20 protein-coding genes, 1 tRNA gene and 1 pseudogene are annotated in these 26,510 nt (G+C 41.6%); 12 read left to right on the forward strand and 10 right to left on the reverse strand.

Translation table 11 applies throughout. The features are described from left to right. Window positions 1–16: 16 nt before the first annotated feature. Entirely contained in the window at window positions 17–2,734 is a 2,718-nt protein-coding gene (adhE, locus tag M9194_RS19910) for a bifunctional acetaldehyde-CoA/alcohol dehydrogenase (RefSeq protein ID WP_250614452.1), read from the reverse strand. 492 nt (window positions 2,735–3,226) lie between these two features. Between adhE and M9194_RS19915 the strand changes: the two genes are divergently transcribed. Together M9194_RS19915 and M9194_RS19920 are read left to right on the forward strand one after the other, a co-directional pair. After that, window positions 3,227–6,514 carry an ATP-binding protein gene (locus M9194_RS19915; protein ID WP_250614453.1) on the forward strand — a complete coding sequence of 1,096 codons (3,288 nt, stop codon included), beginning with the start codon at window positions 3,227–3,229 and terminating at the stop codon, window positions 6,512–6,514. Between the two features lie 14 nt (window positions 6,515–6,528). After that, a complete protein-coding gene (locus M9194_RS19920; protein WP_250614454.1) occupies window positions 6,529–7,245 on the forward strand; it encodes a response regulator in 717 nt (238 codons plus the stop codon). Between the two features lie 33 nt (window positions 7,246–7,278). Here the strand turns inward: M9194_RS19920 and M9194_RS19925 are convergent, their stop codons facing one another. From M9194_RS19925 to M9194_RS19935, 3 genes and pseudogenes are all read right to left on the reverse strand, one after another. Beyond that, window positions 7,279–8,529: a DEAD/DEAH box helicase gene (locus M9194_RS19925; protein WP_250614455.1), complete on the reverse strand. Its 1,251-nt coding sequence runs from the start codon at window positions 8,527–8,529 to the stop codon at window positions 7,279–7,281. A gap of 142 nt (window positions 8,530–8,671) precedes the next feature. Further along, window positions 8,672–8,821, reverse strand: a pseudogene (locus tag M9194_RS19930) (glutathione S-transferase family protein); the annotation flags it as partial. A 64-nt stretch (window positions 8,822–8,885) separates the two neighbouring features. Then, entirely contained in the window at window positions 8,886–9,830 is a 945-nt protein-coding gene (locus M9194_RS19935; protein WP_250614456.1) for a D-2-hydroxyacid dehydrogenase family protein, read from the reverse strand. Between the two features lie 401 nt (window positions 9,831–10,231). Here M9194_RS19935 and M9194_RS19940 point away from each other — a divergent pair, with 401 nt between their 5' ends. Next, on the forward strand, window positions 10,232–10,870 hold the full coding sequence (locus tag M9194_RS19940; RefSeq protein WP_250614457.1) for a YchE family NAAT transporter: 639 nt from the start codon (window positions 10,232–10,234) through the stop codon (window positions 10,868–10,870). A gap of 78 nt (window positions 10,871–10,948) precedes the next feature. On the opposite strand, the gene asd is transcribed toward M9194_RS19940, so the two are convergent. Continuing rightward, window positions 10,949–12,061, reverse strand: coding sequence for an aspartate-semialdehyde dehydrogenase (gene asd, locus M9194_RS19945; RefSeq protein ID WP_250614458.1), 1,113 nt, complete (start codon window positions 12,059–12,061; stop codon window positions 10,949–10,951). Window positions 12,062–12,512: 451 nt separating this feature from the next. Here asd and nhaC point away from each other — a divergent pair, with 451 nt between their 5' ends. Beyond that, a complete protein-coding gene (gene nhaC / locus M9194_RS19950; RefSeq protein ID WP_250614459.1) occupies window positions 12,513–13,955 on the forward strand; it encodes a Na+/H+ antiporter NhaC in 1,443 nt (480 codons plus the stop codon). An 84-nt stretch (window positions 13,956–14,039) separates the two neighbouring features. Here the strand turns inward: nhaC and M9194_RS19955 are convergent, their stop codons facing one another. Continuing rightward, window positions 14,040–15,347, reverse strand: coding sequence for an Hpt domain-containing protein (locus M9194_RS19955; RefSeq protein WP_250614460.1), 1,308 nt, complete (start codon window positions 15,345–15,347; stop codon window positions 14,040–14,042). Window positions 15,348–15,554: 207 nt separating this feature from the next. Then, the gene (yejK, locus tag M9194_RS19960; RefSeq protein ID WP_250614461.1) at window positions 15,555–16,556 is read right to left on the reverse strand and encodes a nucleoid-associated protein YejK; all 1,002 of its coding nucleotides are present in this window, start codon (window positions 16,554–16,556) and stop codon (window positions 15,555–15,557) included. Between the two features lie 85 nt (window positions 16,557–16,641). Here yejK and M9194_RS19965 point away from each other — a divergent pair, with 85 nt between their 5' ends. The 7 genes from M9194_RS19965 to M9194_RS21890 all read left to right on the forward strand — a co-directional run bounded on the left by M9194_RS19965 (window position 16,642) and on the right by M9194_RS21890 (window position 21,255). Then, window positions 16,642–16,866: a YejL family protein gene (locus M9194_RS19965; RefSeq protein ID WP_250614462.1), complete on the forward strand. Its 225-nt coding sequence runs from the start codon at window positions 16,642–16,644 to the stop codon at window positions 16,864–16,866. Between the two features lie 25 nt (window positions 16,867–16,891). Next, window positions 16,892–18,685 (forward strand): DUF3413 domain-containing protein, encoded by a 1,794-nt coding sequence (locus M9194_RS19970; RefSeq protein WP_250614463.1) that lies wholly within the window; start codon window positions 16,892–16,894, stop codon window positions 18,683–18,685. A 145-nt stretch (window positions 18,686–18,830) separates the two neighbouring features. Then, window positions 18,831–18,921: transfer RNA gene (locus M9194_RS19975), tRNA-Ser, on the forward strand. A 206-nt stretch (window positions 18,922–19,127) separates the two neighbouring features. Next, a complete protein-coding gene (locus M9194_RS19980; protein WP_250614464.1) occupies window positions 19,128–19,400 on the forward strand; it encodes a hypothetical protein in 273 nt (90 codons plus the stop codon). 54 nt (window positions 19,401–19,454) lie between these two features. Continuing rightward, window positions 19,455–19,859, forward strand: coding sequence for a DUF1240 domain-containing protein (locus tag M9194_RS19985; RefSeq protein WP_250614465.1), 405 nt, complete (start codon window positions 19,455–19,457; stop codon window positions 19,857–19,859). Between the two features lie 559 nt (window positions 19,860–20,418). Next, on the forward strand, window positions 20,419–20,823 hold the full coding sequence (locus M9194_RS21885) for a DUF1240 domain-containing protein (RefSeq protein ID WP_489686868.1): 405 nt from the start codon (window positions 20,419–20,421) through the stop codon (window positions 20,821–20,823). Between the two features lie 18 nt (window positions 20,824–20,841). Next, on the forward strand, window positions 20,842–21,255 hold the full coding sequence (locus M9194_RS21890; RefSeq protein ID WP_489686869.1) for a DUF1240 domain-containing protein: 414 nt from the start codon (window positions 20,842–20,844) through the stop codon (window positions 21,253–21,255). 209 nt (window positions 21,256–21,464) lie between these two features. Here M9194_RS21890 and M9194_RS19990 read toward each other — a convergent pair whose 3' ends face one another. The 3 genes from M9194_RS19990 to M9194_RS20000 all read right to left on the reverse strand — a co-directional run bounded on the left by M9194_RS19990 (window position 21,465) and on the right by M9194_RS20000 (window position 24,200). Beyond that, entirely contained in the window at window positions 21,465–21,929 is a 465-nt protein-coding gene (locus M9194_RS19990) for a GNAT family N-acetyltransferase (RefSeq protein ID WP_250614466.1), read from the reverse strand. Window positions 21,930–21,972: 43 nt separating this feature from the next. Beyond that, the gene (locus M9194_RS19995) at window positions 21,973–23,241 is read right to left on the reverse strand and encodes an MFS transporter (RefSeq protein WP_250614467.1); all 1,269 of its coding nucleotides are present in this window, start codon (window positions 23,239–23,241) and stop codon (window positions 21,973–21,975) included. A 341-nt stretch (window positions 23,242–23,582) separates the two neighbouring features. Continuing rightward, a complete protein-coding gene (locus tag M9194_RS20000) occupies window positions 23,583–24,200 on the reverse strand; it encodes an HAD family hydrolase (RefSeq protein WP_250614468.1) in 618 nt (205 codons plus the stop codon). A 630-nt stretch (window positions 24,201–24,830) separates the two neighbouring features. Between M9194_RS20000 and M9194_RS20005 the strand changes: the two genes are divergently transcribed. Next, the gene (locus M9194_RS20005) at window positions 24,831–26,495 is read left to right on the forward strand and encodes an APC family permease (RefSeq protein ID WP_250614469.1); all 1,665 of its coding nucleotides are present in this window, start codon (window positions 24,831–24,833) and stop codon (window positions 26,493–26,495) included. Window positions 26,496–26,510 lie beyond the last annotated feature (15 nt).

Genomic DNA, 26,510 nt, shown 5'->3' on the forward strand with positions numbered 1-26,510 from the left:
ACTAACCATTTTCAGCTTATGCTTCCGCTTTCTCTTTTTTTGCTTTCACTGGCGCTTTAGCTTTCAGCGTTTTAGCAGGTTTTTGGTCATCTTTTTTAACGATGACTGACGTGCCTTCAAACGTTTCACCTTCCACATACGCTTTACCGTAATAAGAGTCACTGAGTACGACTTTTAGCTCAGAGATCAATGGATAACGTGGGTTGGCACCCGTACATTGGTCGTCAAATGCATCGACAGATAGCGTATCAAGCTGAGCAAAGAAATCCACTTCATTGACGCCCGCTTCTTTAATAGAAAGTGGGATATCAAGCTCTTTCTTCATCTCTTCTAACCAAGCTAAAAGACGCTCAATCTTCTGCGCGGTATGGTCGTTTGGCTGGCTCAACCCTAAATGGTCAGCAACTTCGGCATAACGACGGCGAGCCTGAGGACGATCATACTGAGAAAATGCCGTTTGTTTGGTTGGGTTGTCATTTGCGTTATAACGAACCACATTAGAAATCAGCAATGCATTGGCTAAACCATGTGGTAAGTGGAACGCGTTACCGATTTTATGTGCCATAGAGTGACACACGCCCAAGAAGGCATTGGCAAACGCAATACCTGCGATAGTGGCCGCATTGTGAACTTTTTCACGAGCGATTGGGTCATTCGCACCATTTTTGTAGCTTGATGGTAAATATTCTTTTAGCATCTTCAGAGCTTGTAACGCCTGCCCATCAGAGTATTCATTGGCCAGAACTGAAACGTAAGCTTCAAGAGCATGCGTAATCGCATCATAACCACCAAACGCGGTAAGAGATTTCGGCATGTTCATGACTAAGTTCGCATCGACGATGGCCATATTGGGTGTTAGCTCGTAATCGGCTAACGGATATTTGGCACCTGTTTTGTCATCAGTTACTACCGCAAATGGTGTCACCTCAGAGCCCGTACCAGATGTGGTAGTCACACAAACAAGCTCAGCCTTTTCACCCATTTTAGGGAACTTGTAGATACGTTTACGAATATCCATAAAGCGCATCGCCAGCTCTTCGAAGTGGGTTTCTGGGTGCTCGTACATTACCCACATGATTTTCGCCGCATCCATTGGTGAACCACCGCCAAGCGCGATGATAACGTCAGGTTGGAAGCTCTTCATCGCAGCCGCACCTTTTTCCACAATGCTCAGCGTAGGATCCGCTTCTACATCGAAAAAGGTTTGTACCTCAATACCCTGCTCTTTAAGTAACCTTTCTATCTCGTCTGTATACCCATTATTAAATAGGAAACGGTCGGTCACCAAAAAGGCTCTTTGCTTTCCTTCTAGTTCACCTAAAGCAACAGGAAGGCTGCCGCGACGAAAATAGATGGATTTAGGGAGTTTATGCCACAACATATTCTCAGCTCGCTTAGCCACGGTTTTCTTGTTGATTAAGTGTTTAGGGCCTACGTTCTCTGAGATAGAGTTCCCACCCCAAGAGCCACAACCCAGTGTTAGAGAAGGCGCGACGTTGAAGTTATATAGGTCTCCAATACCACCGTGAGTTGTTGGTATGTTAATCAAAATACGAGCGGTTTTTAGCTTATCTCCAAAGTACCGAATACGGTCAGCGTTCACATCCTGATTGGTGTATAAACCTGATGTATGACCGATGCCGCCAATTTCTACCATTTTTTCTGCTTGAGCAACGGCATTTTCAAAAGAAGACGCGCGGAACATACCAAGAGTAGGTGATAGCTTTTCATGAGCGAACTCATCTTCGTAGCACACTTCGCCAATACCTTCACCAACCAAAATCTTGGTATCTGCGGGTACATCAACCCCCGCCATTTGAGCAATTTTAGTGGCAGGCTGGCCAACAATTTTTGCATTGAGAACACCGTCGATAAGTAACACTTTACGCACTTTATCTGCATCCGCGTTGCTCAATACGTGAGCCTTATGTGATGCAAAGCGCTGTTTCACCTCATCGTAGACTTCGTCCATAACGATAACAGCCTGCTCAGAGGCACAAACCACTCCGTTGTCGAAGGTTTTAGACATGAGTACAGACGCAACCGCACGCTTGATATCTGCAGTTTCATCGATGACAACAGGTACGTTACCTGCGCCAACACCGATAGCTGGCTTTCCAGAAGAATAAGCCGCTTTCACCATACCTGGGCCACCTGTCGCTAAGATAAGCGCGATACCGTCGTGCTTCATCAACGCGTTGGACAGCTCAACAGACGGCTCGTCTATCCAACCGATTATATCTTTTGGCGCGCCTGCTGCAACCGCCGCTTCGAGAACCAATTTAGCTGCATCATTGGTTGAATGTTTTGCTCGTGGGTGTGGAGAGAAGATAATACCATTACGAGTTTTAAGAGAAATCAAAGACTTAAACACAGCAGTTGAAGTTGGGTTAGTTGTGGGGACAATTCCACAGATAATGCCGACAGGTTCGGCAATAGTAATGGTCCCCATGCTGTCATTCTCTTCTAGGACACCACAGGTTTTGTCATCTTTATATTGATTGTAGATATACTCTGATGCGAAGTGATTTTTGATGACTTTATCTTCAACAATCCCCATCCCCGTTTCTGCAACGGCTTGTTGTGCTAAAGGAATACGCGCTTGGTTAGCTGCGAGAGAAGCGGCACGAAAAATGGCATCTACTTTTTCTTGAGAGAAAGTGGCAAATTCTTCTTGTGCTGCTTTGACGCGAGTCACGAGAGCGTCTAATTCAGCTAAATTGGTTACCGGCATAATGTATCTCCTAACTGTATAAAACATTAAAAACTTTTTATTAATCTATACCCAAATCAACAAGAGGTAGGCGTCTTAGTAAATAGCTTTCACGTTTTCATTTTATTATTTCACGACCTAAAATATATTGACTCAGATCAGTTGAAACATGCTTTTCAATCGTACTTATTAAACTGCTCTACCTAATAAAATCGGTCACTTATCACGAGTTCCTCTTTTGGCTGGCGCGATAAAGGCTGGTCAAACTACTTTTATGTAGAGCGTATTTAACGTGCTGCAAAAACATTAAGGTTTAGGGCAAAAACATTCCTTGATCTTGCTCAATATTTGCCTAGAACTTGGTATTTATTGCTTTTTGTACAACTTTGGTAGAAAACAAAATTTCTTTACCATCTTGCAATCAAGCCTACACTTACCATTAGATATGATATGAAATCAATATAATAATAAATTACTAACTTGTTGAATAATAATAGGTATAGGTTGGCTAACGTGTGGAATGCTACAAAAACAAAATTGCGTAAATTAAATATATTTACTTCACAGAAAAATACTGCAGACACATTGTTTAAAAGCAGTGTGCTAGATAGTGTAAGTGATGGAATAATAATTTTTGATTCAACGGATGACTCAAACGTAATCTTGTACTCCAATCAATCCATACAAAAGTTCTTTGCCAAGAATGAAATAGATTTAACCGGAGTCAACCTTCTCGATTTCTATAGAGACTCCTGTACTAAGCAAGATTGTGATTTATTAGCACAAGCCCTAAGAGATAAACAGCCAACAACGTTAACACTCGCTTTAATCAGTTCAAGTCAAAAAAAGCATTGGGTGAAACTTCGCCTAGACCTTTTACAACATCAAAATACCGAGCTCCCTTATTTTGTCCTTACTCAATCCGATATATCGGATCTGAAAGACACCCAGTTGCAGCTCAAGGTCGCCAATAACAAACTTCAGAACGCGTTATCCATTCAGGCAAATCAAATTTCTGAGCATGAGTCACAGATGCAAGCCATGTTTCAAAACGCATTAGACAGCATGATCTTGATAGATAGTCAGCAAAACATTGTCGATGCCAACGAACCCACTTTGGCTTTATTTGGCTATGATTTGGATACCTTAGCCAGTATTGAATTGGATAAGCTGTTACTCAACCTAGATACAACATCCTTGCAAATTGATGACTCCTCGTCGCTATCGCATAAAGAGTTTGAGATTACTGGCCTTGCTGGCGTTAAAGCCAATAACAACACCATCCCGCTAGTTGGCTATGTACGCCGAGTCAGGCTAAATAGCCAAGACTTTGTCATATTAATATTGCGCGACTTAACCACTTATCGTATGACTGAGCAAGAGCTACAGAAAAGCCAGTCGGAGCTGGAAGAGACTGTGCGCCACTTAAACCTCGCAACAAACTCTGGGGGTATCGGCATCTGGAGTTGGAACTTTTCGACAGACGAAGTGGAGTGGGATGAAAGAATGTACGAGTTGTATGAGCTTTCCCCGACCCTTAGCTCTGCTAACTACGAAATGTGGCAACAGTGTGTATTACCAGAAGATATCGACGCCGCTGAATATGCGTTATCAAACGCCCGAGAAACATTAACCCAATTTAATGCGGAATTTAGAATTCAACTTCCAATGGGCGAAATACGTTGGATAAGGGCCGCGGCGGACATTATTTTTGATAAAGATTCCAATACCCCCATTGGAATGGGTGGCGTCAATATCGACATTACCAAAGAAAAAAATGCGCAAGACTTTTTACGCCACGAAAGTGAAATCGCTCAAGCAGCTAGCGAGGCTAAATCCATGTTTCTGGCCAATATGAGCCACGAGATACGCACGCCAATGAATGGTGTCGTCGGCATGTTAAGCTTACTGAGTGAAAGCGACATGTCGGTTGAACAGCACAACATGGTCAAAACCATTAAAGATTCTGCATTGACCTTACTGCATATCATCAACGACATTTTAGACTTTTCTAAAATTGAAGCGGGTCAAATGTCTTTGGAAAGCGTGCCAGTGGAGCTTCCCGTTATCCTTGAACGAACCCTAGACGTTTTGGGACTTCAGGCGGAAAACAAAGGCATTGAATTGTACGCTTACTACGACGCAAGTTTGCCCAAACTCATTATGAGCGACAGTGTACGTCTGAGCCAAATATTACTGAACATCGTGGGCAATGCCATTAAATTTACCGATGGGCACGATGGCACAAACGGTTTAGTCACTGTACACGCTAAATATATTGCTAGGGAGCATCGTCCCCAAATCGAAATCACCATAAGTGATGATGGTATTGGTATGACTGACGAGCAAATGCTGAAGCTATTTAACGCATTTACTCAAGCCGACACAAGTACCACTCGCCTGTTTGGCGGGACAGGACTTGGTTTGTCGATCACCAAAACCTTATTGGAGTTAATGGGCGGTGATATCGGTGTACGTAGCGAATACGGTGTTGGTAGCCATTTCACTATTCATATTCCATATATCGAGGTAGAAAACCAACCAGCGGACTCAGATCAAGAAGATATGTATGGTAATAAACTGCTCTTCATCACTACCGATCAAAACCTGATAGATTCATGTAAAAAGTCGATTAAAGGCTATGAATGTGAAGCAACGTTCGTCTCTTCTTTTGCCAGAGCACGCTCGGTATTAGAGTACGCAGAAAACAATTATCAACCATACAATATCCTTTTACTTGGCCCAGATATTACCTTACAGGCCATCAATGGTGATTTAACAACACTAGTGGATTCTCTTGCTAGCGAATATAAACTCGTCCGCATGACGCGTAACGCCGTTCTTGAAGATTTCGATGCGAAAGATGAAATACTTACGGTCAACTGCCGCCCATTTAAACCTAGCAGCCTTATCAACTCTATCGCCATCGCAAACGGTAAACGTAGCCCAGAAATCTCCGAAGACTTACTCGAGCAAGATATTGAAATCGATGATGCTTGCGAAGGAGGGTTAATTCTTGTCGTCGACGATCAGCCCACCAACAGAGACGTACTTAAGCGTCAACTAAATTTCCTTGGCTTTGAATGTGAAATGGCTATCCATGGACAAGATGCCCTTAAGCAATGGAAATCGAAGACCTTTGACTTAATCTTAACCGATTGTCATATGCCAGTGATGGACGGTTATGAATTGGCGATAAATGTAAGAAGCCTTGAGCACGAAAATAAGTCTCTAGGTCATACACCCATCGTGGCCATCACAGCCAATGCACTCGCGGATGCTTGTGAGCAATGCCTATCCTCGGGGATGGATGACTACCTAGCGAAACCTGTCGAGCTAAAAACATTAGGGAACTGCGTCAAAAAATGGCTGAAAATTTCTCCAAGGCCAGAGAAATGTGCTTCAGATACAGCACAGGAGCAGTCCAAAGGTGTTGTTTCCCAGTCACTGGCATCGGGCTCCCCTATCTGTATGAAAACTCTTGAAGACATATTGGGTACATCTGATGACGATATCGTATTCCCACTACTAAAAGGGTATTGGGAGTCAGTTTCAACCGATGTTGAACAAATACATCGTGCATTAGAAGAGGAAGACGAACAATTACTGCAGCAATTAGCGCATGCAGCGAAAGGCGCAGCACGGTCAGCGGGCGCTCAAACCATCGCATCGACATTTGAAGTATTACAAAATACCGCTTTAGAAAAAGATTGGCTGCACCTAGAAAAAACCGTTGAGCTCGGAAAAGAAGAACTGAGCAAGTTGAAGGATTATTTGCAACAAAATTCCATCATAGATTAAAGGATTGCAAAATTATGAGTAATTTCGACCCAACAAAATTTACCATTTTAGTGGTAGAAGACCATGTGTTTTCAAGAAAAGCATTCATCAATATGCTAATGAGAAGTGGGTACGAAAATGTGCTTTCAGCTGAAAATGGATCGGACGCAATAAACAAATTAAACTCGCACCCAATCGATTTGGTCATTACCGATATAAACATGCCCGAAGTAAATGGATTAGAGCTCATCAAAGCCATTCGATTGGGTAATACAGGCAGTGCCATCACTACTCATGTGATTGCGGTGACATCACTCTCGGATGCTGCCACAGTATCTGCGTGTATGACATTGGAAGTCGATTCATTTTTAGTGAAGCCAATTACCGTTAAAAATGCTCAAGAAAAAATTCAGCTCGCAGTGTCTCAACCAAGGATTCTGTACCAGCAGCATCTTTATGAAAACGTCAACACTAAAGTCTGGTTGTCGGAACAAGCCTCATGCCCTTCTAATAGCAAACCAGCCGAGCAGAAAACGAAAGAAGTCTATAGCGAATACCTTTCGATCGCTTGCCTCTCAGATCTCAAAGAAGGGATGATATTGGTGAACGATTTATGCATGCTAAACGGAGGCTGTTTGCTCAAGTCCGGAACCCAATTGAATGAAAAATTAATCAACCGGTTGTATGAACTGAGCAACACAATAGAGATGGGTAGCATGCGAGTCAGAATTGAAAAGGAAGTGGTCGACTAACATTGTCTACTGACTCACACCCGAGCTTGTATTCTACTGATTGCGTTTTTTCTTCTTTTTTCCTGTACCTGCAGGCTTTGCACGTGGTTTCATGGGTAAAAAGTAAGCTTCACTCTGATCGTCTTCCACTTCAAAACCCTCGACCTGCTCACGTTCAAGCTGGAACTTATTTTTCTTTTCTATCACTTTAAAATGGTGATAGTCATCATAATCAATAAGAGATATCCCTAAACCAACTTCACCAGCGCGGCCGCTGCGCCCGATTCGATGCATATAATCGGCGGGGCTACGTGGAAGATCAAAGTTTATCACCACAGGTAGTTTTTCTATATCAAGACCACGTGCTGCAATATCAGTGGCAATAAGTACTTGAATCTCACCAGACTTAAAGCCTTCAAGCACGCGAGTACGAGCACCTTGCCCTTTGTCACCATGAAAAACCTCAGCCGTGATACCGCGTTTTGACAGTTTTTGCGCTAGGTGGTTACAGGCATTCTTAGCATTAACAAAAATCAAAGTCTGTCGCCACTGGTGTTGTTTAATTAGATGCGCAAGTAACGCGGTCTTCTCGCCTTTGTTGACACTAAACACACGCTGCACCAACGTACTGGCTTCCGCGCTTTGTAATTGAACTTCAACTGGATCGTTTAGCAAACCCTGAGCCAAAGTTGTCACTTTATCAGGGAAAGTAGCAGAAAATAGCAGCGTCTGTTTTTTCTCAGGTAGTAACGCAAGAATCTTATTGAGTTCATCGGTAAATCCAAGGCTCAACATACGGTCAGCTTCATCAAGAACAAGTGTTTTAACTTGCTCCAACTTGATAGCGTTACTGGATACCAGATCGAGTAATCGACCTGGTGTCGCAACAATAATGTCGCTACCACCACGAAGTGCCAGCATTTGAGGGTTCACCGATACACCACCAAATACAGCAACCGTTTTGATCTTATCTCTAAGGTGGTATGAGTAGGATTTAACATTGTATGCCACCTGTGATGCCAACTCTCGGGTCGGGACTAAAATCAGGTGAGAAACAAAATTGCCACGACGATTATTAGCAGTATCTTGCTGAAGAATCTTTTGCAAAATTGGCAGCGAAAAAGCGGCGGTTTTGCCAGAGCCTGTATTGGCGCCACCAACAATATCCCTCCCATCTAATGCATGAAGAATGGTATGAGATTGAATGGGCGTCGGTTGGCGATACTCTAATTCCTCTAGTCGCTCGACTAAAGTTGGAATCAGGCCAAGATCGGCAAATGTCACTTGCTGTGTTTTATCTGTCATTACAATGAGTGGCTCAATACTAGCTAAAGGCCGTGTATATTATGCTATTTAGCACGAGGATGTTAGCAGTAATGAGCCAAACAAATTATTGACTGGAGGAAAAGTATGGGGCAACCCCAGCTGAATCGGTCATCCAATATGCTTAGGGTTCAGAAACTAGGGCGCTTTTATTTTCTCGTATATATCTAAGATGGTTATTGTAAAACTGATTTTCCACGCAACCATGCTGCAAAGCTTTCTTATATATTGATGCTACGAATATATCCGCTAGGCTAAACTCTTTACCCACTACACCTGTTATATACTGGTAATCACCTTAAATACTTACACTACAAAAACATTATCGTGGCTAACATTTATACTAAGTCCCGCTCGAAAGCTAAAATGTTCTCAAATGCCATTTTAAAGTACAGCTCATAGCTATTTTTCTCGACATACCCTAAGTGAGGAGTCGCTGTCACGTTGGGTAATGAAAGCAAAGGTTCGTTGCACGAAGACGCAGGTTCATTATCAAAAACATCTATAGCAGCTCGCTTTGTGGGAACCGAGAGAAGCTCTTTGTAGAGTGCTGACGTTTCGACAAGCTCTGAACGACTAATATTGAGAAATAGGGAATCTGGCTTCATTAGCCTTAAATCGTCAGCATTTACACAAGCTCTAGTTCTATCATTTAGTCGCAAGTGAAGAGATACAATATCTGAATCAGAGAAAAGCTCTTGTTTTGAGCCTACAGCTTGAAACCCATGCTCAGTGGCTAACTTTCGAGATTGCACACTCCCCCAAACCAAAACTGAGATTTCAAACGCTTTTGCATATTGAGCAACTCTTTGCCCGATTTTTCCGTAACCCCAAATGCCTAATTTTAAACCCCTTAACGTACGACCTAACCCAAGTACACCAGAGTTTTGCCATTGGTCATGTTGAAGGTTAGAAACATACGTTGGGATATGACGACTTGCAGCCATTAACAAAGCCCAGCACAACTCAGATGGAGCAACCGGGGAGCCTCGACCTTCTAATACTTTAACACCGTATTTCTCACACAAGTGGACATCAATATGATTGCTAACTTTACCAGTTTGACTGATAACTTTAAGGCGTGGTAACTGAGAAAGTAGTGATTCGGTAATGGCCGTACGCTCTCGGATTAGCACTAAAGCTTCAGTATCTTTAAGCTTAGCTGACAACTCTGACTCAGGTAGTGTCTCATTGAAAACCGTTACGTCATGCGCTGACAGTAACTCAAAACAATTCAATGTCTTAACTACATCTTGGTAGTCATCCAATATTGTTATTTTCACTAGTCTCTCCCTGTTGTAGCACTTGATACACGAGTATTCACCTTATTCCAATTCCATATAATGAGTCCTTTCATCCTTAATTTCAATTTATAATCAATATGTTAGTAAATGCAGTTAACGACTCATTTCGACAAATCACTAGCCTCGCCAAACTCATATAACTTTGGTTAGGGCTAACTACCATAAATAAATAGGGTACGAATGAATTTTTGCTCTAACTGGAAAAAGGGGCACAGATAACTGGATATAATCTGTCAGACCTAATCAAAGCTTGACTTAAAAAGCGACAGATCACGATCCGACTATCCACATTGTGCCTGTATAAAACTCGAACTCCTGTGGAAACTGACATACAATACGACTCCAAAATAATATTGACTAATAGTCTGTGAGTCTAAAGTATGTCCTCTCTAGAAATTGCTGTTTTTCTTCAGTTCTTTTTGGGCTTAGTGGCGGCGGTCAACCCCGTTGGTGTCATGCCTGTCTTTGTCTCTTTAACTGGTCATATGACACCAGAAGAAAAGAACAAAACCGCAGTCACTGCCAACCTTGCTGTCGCCATCATTCTGATTGTTTCGCTGCTTGCAGGGCAAATGCTGCTGGATATGTTTAGTATTTCACTAGACTCGTTTCGCGTCGCTGGGGGCTTGTTGTTGCTTAGCATCGCCTTTTCGATGATGAGTGGTAAATTAGGCGAAGACAAACAAAACAAGCAAGAAAAGTCTGAATATATCAGCAAAGAGCAAATTGGTGTCGTGCCACTTGCTATGCCGTTGATGGCAGGCCCTGGTGCGATTAGCTCTACTATCGTCTATGGTGCGAAATATCCAACTACGATGGATACTATGGGTATTATCGCAACGATAAGCTTATTCTGTTTATGCACATGGGGGTTGTTTCGATCTGCACCACTGATTGTAAAATTCTGTGGCCAAACTGGAATCAACGTCATTACTCGTATTATGGGGCTAATACTAGGTGCATTAGGCATTCAGTTTATTGCGGAAGGGTTGAAACACCTACTTCCTGGATTGGCTTAGATTTGAATCGCACCGTGAAGCCGTTTGGGTATAGAACAGAGCTAAGTTGATGCAAACTTAGCTCTTGGCCGTTTTAGACTATTTCTCAGCAAGAATAATACGCAATGTACGTCTTAGAGGCTCTGCAGCTCCCCATAGCAACTGGTCACCAACGGTAAAGGCATTCAAGAAATCATCACCCATCGACATTTTTCTCAATCGGCCTACTGGCACCGACATGGTTCCTGTAACTGCTGCAGGAGATAACTCTTGCGCCGTTATATCGCGCTCGTTAGGAATGACTTTTACCCAATCATTGTGTGTAGAGATGATTTCTTCCACTTCATCCATCGGTACATTTTGCTTCAATTTAATGGTTAAAGCTTGCGCGTGACAGCGCATCGCACCGATTCTCACACAGGTACCATCGATTGGCACTGGCGAACTCTGCGAACCCAATATCTTGTTGGCCTCAACCTGAGCTTTCCATTCTTCTTTGCTTTGTCCGTTGTCGCGTTTAACGTCAATCCAAGGGATCAATGAGCCCGCTAAAGGCACACCGAATTTATCGGTTGGGAAGCGAGAGGAACGAATCGTGTTCGCCACCATTTTGTCAATTTCTAAAATTGATGAAGAAGGATCCGCTAATTTGGAACTAACACTATCGTTAACCACGCCCATTTGCGCGATAAGCTCACGCATATTTTGCGCACCAGCCCCAGATGCTGCTTGATAGGTCATGGCGCTCATCCATTCCACCAAACCTTTCTCATACAATCCGCCCAGTGCCATTAACATTAAGCTAACCGTACAATTACCGCCAACATACGTCTTCACGCCCTGATGCAAGCCCTGCTGAATCTGTGCTAAGTTCACAGGATCTAAGGTGATAATCGAGTCTGAATCTAATCTCAGTGTAGACGCTGCATCAATCCAATAACCTTTCCAACCCGATTGACGCAATTTGGGATAAACTTCCTTGGTATAGTCACCTCCTTGGCATGTGATGACGGCATCTAACGTCTTCAAACTTTCCAAATCATGTGCATCATTAAGAATTCCCGCATCTTTACCAAAGTTTGGAGCTGAGATACCAACTTGTGAAGTACTGTAAAACACTGGCTCTATCAGATCGAAGTCCTTCTCTTCTACCATACGTTTCATCAAAACCGAGCCAACCATTCCACGCCAGCCAATCAGACCCACTCTCATTTTTTACACTCCATCATTCAGTCAAACATACGGCACAGCTGAGAGACTCCCAAACTGTCCAAATTGATTTCACATACTTCAACTTTTAGCACAAAACTTCAAGAACAAATTGAAGACTGATGGCATTTGGAGGCGTAGCTTTGAGGGCAAGTCTAATGTTGAGTAAAAACACAAACGGGCAAAAATCAACCACATGATGCACCCACTATAAACTCATCAGCATTAATTATAATTAGGGCAATTAACATGTTGGATAGAAATCCGAATACTCAGTAAATTGTTAATATAAAACAATAATCATCACACTTTTACTGAAATTCATTCACATAGCATTACATTTTTATCGATATCTCATCCTGATTAATGTAGAGTGCGTGGCGCATTTTTAGGAGGAAAATCTTTTCTTCGCTCATTTAATCGGGTTCTAAACCCTGTACAAGAGGTTCGTATAATGAAGCAAGTTCAGCCAAAGCGACCGAGCTTGGCGCAAGTCTTTCTTGCACTCGGGTTATTCCTACTTATGGCCTTTTCTTTTACCGCTAAATTAGACTTACCAATTCAGCTCGCGTTGTATATTGGTTGGTTTATTATCATGGCTTTGGGCATCTGGCTCGGACACTCCTATAAATCCCTAGAAGAGTCAGCATTACATGGTATCGCCAATGGATTGGGAGCGGTGCTTATTCTGTTGGCGGTAGGTGCTCTCGTCGGAACATGGATCATTGGCGGTATTGTACCTACCATTATTTTTTATGGTTTGGAATCAATACACCCTTCAATTTTTCTTCTCGCCACTATGATCATTTGTTCACTCACATCGCTAGCAACGGGAACCTCTTGGGGGTCGGCAGGCACGGCAGGGATTGCAATGATGGGTATTGGTCAAGGTTTAGGTGTTCCCGCCCCGATTACTGCGGGTGCCGTATTATCTGGCTGTTATTTTGGCGACAAAATGTCGCCACTTTCTGACTCAGTCATTTTGGCCTCATCCATGTCTGGCGTGGAAGTGGTTGAACATATTAGAGGCATGTTGCCCATCGCTTCCATCAGCTATGTCATTACAGGCATCATGTTTACCGCTTTTGGCCTTCATTACTCTGGTCAAATGAACACCGAGCATGTCCAAGCGGTGATGGACGCGATGCAGCAGCAATTTCATATTACACCTTGGTCATTTATTCCTGTTATCGCGGTACTTGGTTTACTTGCCCTGCGGATGCCCGCCTTCCCCGTGATAAGTTTCGGTGCAGTACTGGGTGTCCTTTGGGCTGTATTGTTTCAACATACGGAATTCCTCACTGCGTTTCGCGCCGCTTGGCAGCCTCTACCTATTGATACGGGTGTGAAATTTATCGATGCCATCTTAAATCGTGGCGGGATGTACTCCATGCTAGGCTCGGTTGCTGTCATCGTGTTTGGTTTAGGTTTCGGTGGGTTACTTGAAAAAGTGGGCGTACTCGACACTATCGCGGGCCTTTTTGAGCATAAAGTTCAATCTTCTGGTTCGCTAGCGACTAGCACCATTGGCACCGCATTTCTGGCCAATGTATTTGGCTCAGCCATGTATGTCTCTTTGATACTGACGCCAAAGATCTGCGCTAAAAACTACGACAGGCTTGGCTATCAACGAAAAAATTTATCAAGAAATGCCGAATTTGGTGGCACACTGACCTCTGGAATGGTGCCTTGGAGTGATAATGGCATCTATATGGCGAGCATCTTGGGGGTAGCAACGTTAGCCTACGCACCTTATATGTGGTTAAGCTTTGTGTGCATTATCATCACAATAATCACATCTTACTTCGGTTTCTTTGTTGATAAAGTGAAACCCAAAACAGAAACAACAGACGCAGCAGCCGAAGACTTCAGTTCAGGTGAACAACAAACCGCCTAATATTCGGCTGAGTCAACCTATTCGCAATCCTTCAAAGCGGCGTGAGTTTCTCGCCGCTTTTTTACTTCTCTGCTCAAGGTGATTTTAAGATTTCTCTTTTAAGTACGCTTCAGCTTCTCTAATCGATCTCTGCAAATGAAAATCCAGCGTCTCTAACATCTGAGGGGTAACGGTACCGTTCTCCTTTAGCGTTTTTTCTACTTCATTGGCAGCTTCTCTCAAACCATTCGCTCCAAGGTTTGCGGCAACACCTTTTAAACTATGAGCCGCTCTCAACGCATTTTCATGATCGTCATTTAAAGAAGACGTTAATGTCTGAACGTCACCCCGATGATCTTGAACAAATACATTAAGCAATAGAACGACGGACTCCACGTCACCACTCAAGGAGTCGGTTAGCTTGTCAAAATCAATCACGGGAAGGTTTTGTGAATCGCTCACAGAAGTTGATACATCTTCGCTAGCTTTTGAGGAATATTGCTTATCAACGGTAGGCTCAGTTTGCGAAACCACTTCGTCCGCATGGCTCGCTATGCTAGTGCCAATAACGGCGGCCTCTCCTGCTGGTTCAACCTGAGAAACCGGAATATCTTGCGGCCCTATTTCTGGCATGGTTTCGACACTAATGTTTTGCCTTTCTCTGGATAGAGTCAATACAAAAATACTAAATCCGCTCACCGAAATAATGATAATCAGATACACATCCAACAGGGAATCATACTGATTTTCTAAGTGAGTAATTTGCTCATGGATGGAATGTTCTAATAACTTTTCCACCAAATAATTGCCTTGCGCGTAACCACCCAGTACGGTTGAAATTTGGCCTAGGACTTGTTGCAGCTCTCGACTCTGATCGCTGGGTAAACTTTGTGATAACAGAAATACTTTATCCAACGCTCGATAAACGGCGGGGCTACCACTGGAATCACTGTACATCGCCTCAAGCACATAGGCACTTAGCTGGAAGTAAATGGATTCTAGCTTTTCTTGACCAACGTATTTTTCTCTGGTCTTTCTTAAATTATTAACTAGGGTAACGACATCGGTTTCGGCTTTAACAAAGCTGCGTACATGTTCAATATATCGATCAATCGTGTACAGTGCTTGGTTAATATCAGGATTGAAAAAGCCTTGAGCAAGTTCAGTCTCTAATTTAACGCGTTGGATATAAACCTTTTGGATAATTCCGCCCACTTTATCCAAATGTTTAATGCGAAATGGCGTGTCGTACGACAAAATCCCTTGCAGCTCTTCTACATCCTTTGACATCTTATTTAGGGTCTGCATCGAGGCAACATTAGCCCGATAATTCATTGACACCGCAACGACAACTAACGCCCAAATAATCGCAACTATCCAAGTCCAACGAACTCTTTTATATCCCTTTCCCATCGATGCTTTTGCCTCACTGGTACTATTCAATCCATTGCAATACAGCTTTTGGTGAGATTCAGCGAGATAACGCTTGAAAACTCAATCCTTTACTGAGTTTATATTACTTATTACCTTTACCGATAAGAAAAAAGAGTGCTGAGCGCACCCTTTTAGAAAATTTTTGCTTTGGCACTCAATAAAAGCGCACCGATAGTGATCTCTAGCTCACACGTTGCGTGTCAACTGATCCCTTAAATTGGGTGGTGTACCCTTTATAGTTAAGGTGTCGGTTTCTGGGTCATAAAATACACGCTCTCCAAGCAATAAACTATCAAACGTGACATTTAGTCCACCACCAGCGCCTACGTATTTGGTCAATTTTCTCACTGTTGTTCTATCAGCAGGAAAGCTCTCTTCTAACTGATAGCCTTGGTTATCAGCGTAATCCATAAAACTGGTACCATCAGGGCTTGCCGGTAACTCTTGAGAAAGCTCTTTTACAACGACTTCATCTCCAGATTTGATTTGCTCGTTACAATATTCGAAAACTTGCTTCTTAAAGTTGTTTTGTTCGTCCTTTTCTAGCTTGGAGTCGGTACAAAAATCTTGTACCGCCTGCATCAGCACTTGGTTCTGCTGCTTGGTATCCAATCCGACCTCTGCTTGTAAAAAGTCGAGAAAGAAATCCGCCACTTTTCGACCCACACGCCCTTTGATGTAAGACAAATATCGGTTGGAATCTTTATCGGTTTCATAGCTAGATAGATCAATTCGAGCCGCGATATCCATCTTAGAGATATCGAGATACTCAGTCGCGCTGATATCAAGCTGCTCTGTCACTTTTAAGCTGGTGTTCGATTGTAGAAGACCGATGAAAAGATAGTCGGTTGCCAAAGACTGATAGTTTGCCATCACTAGCGTACCTTCATCGGCAAATGGGTACTTCACCAGTTCTTCCTTCAATCTTGTGGCGCAAAACTGTGAAAATTGGTAAAAATTTATGTCACCGCGGCGTAAATCTTGAAGCTGGATTTGGAAGTCACTTTCGTCTTTAAATGAGCCAAAGCCTTTTCCTGCCTTGGAATTAAAGACACGATGTAACTCAGCTACCAAGTTTTCGCTAGAATTATTGAGTTCTAGAGCATCAGGTCTATAGTTAACTATCAGATCTTCCTGATCATTTTTTTTTAACTGGTGTAGAATAACGTTAGAAAGGGTAAGGCTCATTGTAAATTTATCGTCGTACTTGGTTTAAGTTGTATGGCATAGTAGGTTATCATAGGCCGCTTTGACTATCATCTTTAGAGATATTATGCCGATAACATCGAAATACAGTGACCAGAAAATAGAAGAAATACTAGCTGAAATTGCAACCGTGCTTGAAAAACACGACGCATCTCCGGATCTTACGTTGATGATCGCTGGTAACATTGTAACGAATGTGCTGAATCAAAATGTCTCAGCGTCTCAACGCAAAGAGCTCGCTGAAAAATTTTCTCAAGCCTTACTATCTTCTCTAGACCTAACTACACATTAATTGGAACCGGGTATTAGAACAACACATGGTTGATAACGGAAACACATACGGAGAACGAGTTTCACGTTTGGTTGGTTGGGGGCACTGGTTTGCCTTCTTCAACATCATCGCGGCGATGTTAATAGGCACACGCTATATTATTCATTCACCGTGGCCCGAAACCTTATTAGGTCAGTTTTATCTGGCAGTGTCTTGGATCGGGCATTTTAGTTTTTTAGTCTTCGCCCTTTACTTGTTGATTCTATTCCCTCTTACCTTTTTAATCCCGTCGCGAAAACTCTTTCGACTCGTTTCAGTGTGTTTTTCCACTGTCGGACTGACCCTACTCCTAGTCGACACCCAAGCTTACCAAATCATCAATTTGCACTTGAATCGAATTGTTTGGGAAGTGCTATTTAGCGACGGAAATAGTGCGATAAGCACCGACCTTAAACACCTATTTATTGTTATGCCACTGATTTTCCTACTGGAACTCGGCCTATCAGAATGGGTGTGGCGCAAACAGAGAAAGCTCGCGCACAAGCGTGTTGGTCGCCCTATCGCAATACTGTTATTTATTTGCTTTATTACTAGCCATCTGATCTACGTCTGGTCAGATGCGAATTTTTATAATCCAGTCACCAGCCAAAAGTCGAACTTCCCGCTGTCTTACCCCATGACGGCAAAATCCTTTATGGAAAAGCACGGCCTACTTGATAGAGCTGATTATTTAAAACGCAAATCTGAAAATGAGGGCAAGCTTCACCTCGTTGATTACCCTCTTGAGCCATTAAAATTTGAACGTCGAGCCAACCATTTGAATGTGCTGGTCATTAGTGTGGACAACCTGCGCGCAGACGCGTTAACGCCTACAAAAATGCCCAACGCTTATAAATACGCTCAAGAAAATTTAGACTTCACAAACCACTATAGCTCCAGCAACGACATGTACGGCATGTTTGGTCTGTTTTATGGCTTGCCAAGCAGCTACGCAAGCAGTATCAAGGCGCAAGGCACCTCGCCTGTTATGATTAAAGCAATGAAAGATCAAGGCTATAAGTTTGGCTTGTTTAGCGGGGATAATTTCAGTGATGACTTATTCGCTGATACCATTTTCCATGGTTTAAAGCTGAATAAAATCGACTTTAATGACCATTCATCGAATGACAGCCAGACAATCAACAAATGGTCTGAATGGGTAAAAACCGCGAAAGCGCCTTGGTTTAGCTTTATTGAATTGACGACGGTGGGTAACTTTTCTGATCTCGCTGGCGATAAAAAACTGTCCTATTCAAACCTTCTCGAAAGCTACGATGCTTCCGTGCACACTGCGGATCAAGAAGTCGAACAACTTATTGAAGAGATCCAATCTTTAGGGCTAAGCAAAGACACTGTGGTGGTGATTACGTCTAACCACGGAATGGAGCTTAATGATACCAAGACCAACAGCTGGGGTTCGAATTCAAACTACAGCCGCTTCCAGCTACAAGTGCCGATGATCATCCACTGGCCAGGCATGCTACCTGCCAAATTTACTCACCGCTCAAGCCACTTGGATTTTTCTGTGACTATCATGCAGGAAATTCTCGGTACCTCGACAAGCCCATATTATTACAGTAGTGGCCGCAGTTTATTCAATGAAAGCAAACGAAAATGGATTCTGGCGGGAGATTCGAAAGAGCTCGCGTTGATTACCGCAAACCGAACCGCCGTAATCGATAAGTTTGGTAACTACAAGTTGTACAACAAGGACTACAAACGCCTTGATGACAATCCACCTTTGCCTGTCTTGATGCAAGGTCTAACAGAGTTACAACGATTCTATACCAAAAATAATTAACGTCTATTGATGCCAATCTGAACAGGGAAGCAACATTGCTTCCCTGTTTTCAATTTATTTCCCTTCAATTGATTATTAGTTAAGCAAACAATACGTTAGTGCCTTTACAACCAAGATCAACCCCTATAGAATGCGGGCCAACAACGGAGAGATGGCTGAGTGGTTGAAAGCACCGGTCTTGAAAACCGGCATACGTTAATAGCGTATCTAGGGTTCAAATCCCTATCTCTCCGCCACTATTCTATCGAAAGGCAAGACATTTCAGTCTTGCCTTTTGTGTTTTCAGCTTTCTACATTCGCTTCTTATTGCATTACTTTCTATTGTGATCCTCGCTCTCCACCAAGGGGTTGGTTCATCAATAAACTCTTTTTACCTATTAGATTGGTGATAATGTCTATTCTCATTGGCCTGTAAAAACAGTACCTTGCTGGGTTGAATGATTTGAAAACCAGTGCCAGCTATGTTCGGCATAGAGAGATAGCTGTTTCCGCGGGTATTGATGCGGTTGATTTCGCTTTAAGAAACGAAACCACGGTTGCTGAGTTTGTGAGTAACTCTGCCGGGGACATTGTTAATGGGTATGATGTCCTTAGCTGGAGCAGCAGTATTCACTTCGGTAGCGGTAGCGATACCTACAACAATTGGAATTCTTGCTACATCAGTAGTCTTTGTTTTAGCTTCTTTGGGAATTGGACAGTTACTCAATGCTATTGATGATCTAAACGGCTATTCACAATCGTTTTCTGATGGAGTTAAGGAATTTTTTGAGTGAATTATATTAGAATTGTTTCATCTTTTCTGTTTGCCCTTCTTGGAGGGTGGATTAGTAAAGATAATATCGAAATTGCTTTCTTAACTCAGCATTCAATCATCGAACGTAGCGGAATGGTCAATATATTAGCTGGTTATAGCTGTTTATTAATTGGTTTTTATTTAACCTTATTTTGGGTAAAAAAGCAGTTTCAGATTTCCATTAATATCGGAGATATAAAAAAGGTAGTGGGAGGCCTACTTGTGGCTTCACTTATTTTAGCTATTATTACCTTTTCAGCTATCAACCGTCAGATAGAAGGATATACAGAGTGTAAAGATAAGCGTAAGCTATCAAGCCGCTATTCAAGTCAAACTTACGCTATTTCACCAGAACTCTGCAAGTCGTTAATAACAAGATAGATAAAAGCTATGGGTATTCATAATAGATTGTCAAATCAACAAGAAAAAGAATTATAATGATTTATATTAGAGCCTTGTTTAGTTTATCGTTTATGCTATTTTGCCTCTACCTATCAATAGATTACTTCCAACTTCTTCATCAAAAGCATGATTATATTGTAGTGGATAGTATCATTAACATATGGGCAGTAGTCTCAGGTACTTTTGTTGGTGGTTTGTTTTTCGTATATTACATGATGATGGTGTTTTCCTCCAAAATCCCTTCCGTATACCTAAACAGGTTAGGTCTAATATTAATATTTATTGCTTCACCACTTATCACATTATATATCAATGTAAAAATAACAAGCCTTTATAGTAGCTACACCGAGTGCAATGACCTGCGTGAACTATCAAGCCGCTATTCAAGCCGAACTTATGCTATTTCACCTGAACTATGTGAACCACTAAAAACATGATAAGGCTTAGCTATAATGCAAATTTCTATAAGTCGCACGATTTAAGCTACTGTAAATGGGTTCTCAGATGACTTCACGGAAACTATTAAGGAGTACTTTCAATGAACTATGCAAGGATAGTCATCTTTTCTCTTCTTGCAGTGTTGGGAGGTTGGATAAGTTACTCAAATATATCCACTGCTACCTTAAGCTCTCAAATTGTAATTGAACGTGATGGGATAGTGAATATTTTTTCCGGGTATGGCTGCTTTTTTATTGGTGTATATATAGTTCTTTATTCGGCTAAAGAACAATTTCGACTTACCGTTAACATTGGAAAGATAAACAAGATGGTTTTAAGTTTGTTTTTTATTTCACTTATTTTAAGCGTTATTAATTTCTCAGCTATAAACTATCAGATCAAGGGATACACTGAGTGTAAAGACCAACGTAAACTATCGAGCCGATACTCTAGTCGAACTTATGCAATGTCACCAAAAATTTGTGACTCGTTGAAAGCCAGATAAAGAAAAGGCATTGTACGAATGATTATAATTAGGATAGCTTCTTCACTAACTTTGTTGTTATTAGGATTTTGGATTACCGAAATAAATCTTTCACCTCTATTAGAGTATCGAGATCATGTTAGTCTACCCGGTTTAGTTAACATTTGGGCCGGAATAGCTTGTTTATTTTGGGGAGGTTATGGAGTCTTATATTATTTACTTCACAATAAGTTAAAACCAAAGAAAGATCAGATATTTTTTAACTTTAACAAGATGACAATAATGATAGGGTTGATGTTATCCCCTATTCTATCTCTATTTGTCCATCAAGAAATCTCTTTGATGGTTGAAAGTTATATTGAGTGTAAAGATTTACGAGAACTATCGAGCCGCTATTCAAGCAGAACTTATGCTATTTCACCTGAAGTCTGTGAGTCATTGAAAAGAAGTTAGGTGAGGCTCCACTCATCCCGAAGGAAAACACACCAGTGTTCATTGACAAGTATGGAGAACTAGCCCTTCGCTAAATCCTCCATACTTTTCAATCGCTAATTGCTTACTTTAATTGCGCAATGGATCGTATATGACCGTGTTTAAAGCAATAAAAATATAGGGTTACTTTCACCCTAACCCCTTCTAATATTGGAGTCAGATGTTTCTAGCTACAAACTCTTTTCCATAGGCACACAAGCAAGTTCCAAACCTTTCGGCGAGCGATAAATCGAGATGTCTTCACCGATAAAGCCTTGAGAACGATAAAACTTAGCTGCATTTAAAGTGGACTGCAGTTTCAGTTGCTTAAGCCCCTTTTCCCGCGCTTTGGACTCTAAAAACTGAATCATGATCGCGGCTGCACCTTTGCCCATAAACTTGGGCGCAATAAAGATAGCGTCAACCATGCCTGACTTTTCATCAAGCATTCCAGAGCCAACCATTTCACCTTCAAATTCGGTGATGTAGAATTTAGCCTCAACATCACTTTGAAATTGCTCGTTCACGCTTCCTGAAGTCCAGTGTTCTATTTGCTCAGTGGAATAATGGTTAATGCATTTTGCTTTGATCGCCTGAATTCGTAGATCAAAGAGCTCTTCTGAATCTTTTCTTTGTGCTTTTCTTATTTGGTACATGATTCACCTCATAGCAAAAATATCCGATATTTGTATGGATCGTTTAGGTCGTTTTTGTTCTGTTTATTACTCTATTGGATACTCGGTAAAATATTGTAGTGGCAATTAGGGCAACGACGCCCAGTCCGATAATGTACACTGGTGGTGCCATATTCGAGCCAGATTCCTTAATTAAAAGTAAAGACGCCATTGGAGCGAAGCCACCAAAAATTGCATTAGCAAAGTTATAACAAATTGATATTCCTGTATATCTAATATTCGTTGCAAACAACCTAAACAAAAATTTGGGAATAACAACCGCAGAGATTGCACTAAGAACAGCGCTCAACACGACAGAAGCAATAAAGATATTCCCTTTAATCATATACAAGCTATAAATTGGAAAAGGCAATAGTATTGCGAGTAGGCAGACCAAACGGACAAACCGTGAAATCGATAGTCTATCAGCTAGGTAACCGAAGGGAACACAGAACAAGCTGGAAAGCAGCAAACCCAACGTAATATACCAGTGCAAATAAGGCTTAGTTTCACCCACTATTTTGACCAGATAATCAGGTAAGAAGAACCAAAGAGAGTAAAACGTCGCTGAGTTTATTGCCACAACAAAAATCCCCACTAAGACATCGACTTTTTTGTTACGTAATACAATCCAAAGAGGTACCCGTTCTATGCGCTTGACCATTGAAAAGTCGGGTGATTCTATTAACCTTGTTCGTATAAAAAAGCCAAATAGGCCTAACACGCCACTTATGAAAAACGGAATTCGCCAGCCAAACTGAAGCATTTCTGGATGAGTAAATTTTAGCAATAGCACTGACAGAGTTAATGAACCCAATACCGCACCTAGCCACATTGAACAAAACATGTAGCCCGCATTTTTCCCTGATTTCTCAACGCTAAATTCCGTAATATAAGTGATTGCTCCAGGAAACTCCCCACCCAATGCGAGCCCCTGTAACAACCGGAAAAAGGTGATAAGTAAGGTCGAGTAAATTCCTATTGAAGTGTAGGAAGGGATAAGACCAATAAAGAAGGTAGAAAAAGCCATCAACAGGATAGAGTAAGAAAACAGTTTTACTCTTCCATACTTGTCACCTAAATGACCAAAAATGATCCCGCCGACTGGTCGTGCTAAGTAGCCGATAGCAAATATTGCAAATGTCGAAATAAGCGACGTCATGCTATCTTCGTTTGGGAAGAATACATCTGATATATATCTAGACATAACCGCATAGACAATGAAGTCATAAACATCGAGCATGCCACCCATACTCACCATCAATATATTTTTAAAGCTTCTATCATTTTTCATTACAGTAAACCCGAAATATAAGTATGTGGATATATACCATTACGATAATCATCAGACTATCCATTAAAAAACTAGAGATACAAATATATAGATAAATACTGAAATACGTAAATAATTTGTAAATTCACATGAAGAAATATTTAATTTATTTTTAATTGAACAAAAATATTCCATGTTAACTCTAGAGTGAATCAGTAAAAATGATAGGAATCTATTATATTGAGAGGTAAGGATTGATTTTTCAGATTAGTTAACTTTAATCGATAGGTGAGTATTATTGATTAAGCAAGGGCTCACAGGATGAAACCTAATAGCACTAATAGGTATTTCATCCTTTGAGTTTATATATCTACAGACAGATCCGCGAGCTCTTGTCGACACTGGAACAGGTTTTTAAAATGAATAGCGTGAATGCCTGCGTCTTGTGCGCCCTTAACATTCGCCAAGACATCATCCATGAAAACGGTTTCTTTTCCATCAAGTTGGTAAGTTTCCAACAATTTTCGATAAATTTCAGCGCTAGGCTTTAAGCAGCCAACTTCCGCAGAAACAATAGCGCCATCAAATTTCTGCCAAAACTCGTAGCGATCCTGTAAAAAATCTACGATTTCGACAACATTATCCGTTAATGCAAAGATCTTGTATCCAGACTCTTTTAGTTTACAGAGTAATTCATACATTCCATAAATCGGAATCAAACTTTCCTTGATATAGTAAAACAACACTTCTAGGGTTTCTTTTTTCAGGCCCAATCGCTCTTCATATCTTGATATGGCTTGGGTTTCTGTCATTTCTCCTTTATTGAGACTACTCCAAATATCGCTGAGGAAAATGCGTTTTGCCATATCGGTTGCTTCTACATCTTCACCAAACGTCAGCCTTACTATTTCATAAGGTGACCATCTAACTAATACATTTCCTACATCAAAGACAACGTTCTTTATCTCATACTTTGCCATATATAAGCCTCCTAGCTTTATCCAAGTCTACCTATTATAAGTAAATGCTCTCTCTTGATATAGCTATGATAACTATTAATCTTTTAATTAATAATTCATTCTGTTATTAATCTTATTGTCATTTAATGGTATGAGTGACGGAATAATATTACGAAAAAACACTACGTAAACACCAAAATTTGACATGTTCATGAAAAATCTATCCAAGTTTACGAATTATTCAGCATATTGACAGGATACGTTGCAAAGTGTTACGTTTCTGTCACCTAAAAAGGCAGAGAAGCCAAATTAGTTTCATATTGCAAGGAATGCTCACCCAATAATCAATATAATTGGAGACGCCATTTGCAACTTCATATTTAATTCCACTTGCTCTTTTCAACTGAGCTATCACACATCTTAAACGTCGAAGAACGTATATAACCATTATCTTTGCGTTAAGCGATACACATAATCAAACAAAAATATATTCGCAGTACTCAGCACTATGTTGAGTAACGTTATGACGCATGACATCTAATAACTAGGATAGCGTTCGCTTTTTATAACGACGATTCTAAATTATTTAACGTGCAGCCTGACTTGCTGCCGTTTAGACAGACATACACACTATAAAGGACAATACACTTTATGAGTATGAACTACACACAGGCGAAGCCCAAAAGAAGAATGGGGTTGCTCGCGCTAACAATGACAGGTGTCGGATCTGTTATTGGCTCAGGATGGCTATTTGGTGCCTATCACGCTGCCAAAATCGCAGGCCCTGCTTCTATTGTTTCTTGGATCATAGGCTGGGTTGCCGTATTGATCGTTGCGCTAACTTATATGGAAGTGTCGACCGTATTTCCTAAATCAGGTGGTCCTGTTCGTTACTTAGAGTTCACTCATGGCTCCGTCGTCGGATACATGGCAGCCTGGGCAACCTGGCTTTCTATCGTCACTGTTATTCCGATTGAAGCTGAAGCCTCAGTTCAGTATATGGCAACTTGGAAGTGGCAATGGATTCAACCTCTTACAAGCACCATCTTCAATATGCAAACCCACTCGCTTTCAACATTTGGTCTTGCGATTGCAGCTGTATTGATGATCATCTACTTCTTGCTTAACTTTTGGAGTGTAAACCTCTTTAGCAAATCTCAAACGAGTATCACTATCTTCAAAATGTTAGTGCCCGTTATTTGCGTAACCTCTATCGTAGTGGCTGGCTTCCACCCTGGTAACTTTACCGCGGTGAATCATTCTTTTGCCCCTTATGGTTGGGCAGGAGCACTGACAGCCGTTGCGACAGCAGGTATCGTCTTCGCGTATAACGGTTTTCAAAGCCCAATGCACTTTGCGGGCGAAGCGAAAAATCCCAAACGAGATTTACCGCTTGCGATTATCTTAACCCTTGCCTTTGCTTTAGTGTTGTACATCGGTCTACAAGTTAGCTTTATCGGTGGAATTGAACCGTCTGTTTTGGCAAAAAGTGGTTGGAGCTTGGATTTTGATTCTCCGTTCGCTCAATTAGCGATTGCGTTAAACCTAAACCTTGTTGTGTTATTGCTTTACGTTGATGCGTTTGTATCGCCAACAGGAACGGGTATTACTTACATGGGCACCACCACTCGTATGCTATTTGCTATGAGTGAACATGGTCATATGCCAAAATGCATGTCAAAGCTGCATTCTAAATACCATATCCCACGCGCAGCCTTATGGACAAACTTGGTTATTGGTTTTGTGTTCCTTTATCTCTTTAGAGGATGGGGACAACTGGCAGGAATCATCTCTGCGGCGACAGTGGTCACCTATATTGTCGGCCCAATGGCTGCCATGTCACTACGTAAAATCGCACCAGAAATTAACAGCCCCATCCGCCTCAAGTATCTCAATATTCTTGCACCACTGGGTTTTGCCATTTCTTCTGAGGTACTTTATTGGTCACGATGGCCGCTTACAGGTAAAGTTATCATTATTCTATTGCTTGGCTTTGTCATCTACGCCTATTTCCAAAACAAACGTGGCTGGGATGGCATCGGCAAGCATGTGAAAGCAAGCCTTTGGATGATGTGTTACTTCGTCGCCATGATGATTCTTTCTTACATCGGAAGCAGCCAATTTGGCGGTATCAATATTCTTCCGTTCGGCTATGGCATGGCAGCAGTGGCCGTAGCAAGTCTCATCTTCTTCTATTGGGGTATCAACTCTGCATGGCGAACACAGCTTCTTGAAAAGGAGCTTAATGAGCCAAATGATTTGATTTCAGACAATGGCCAAGACAACGGCTTGAAATCTAAAACACAGCTATCCTAAGTACATATTAAGTTA

This window comes from Vibrio sinus, assembly GCF_023634645.1.
Taxonomy (GTDB): Bacteria; Pseudomonadota; Gammaproteobacteria; order Enterobacterales; family Vibrionaceae; genus Vibrio; species Vibrio sinus.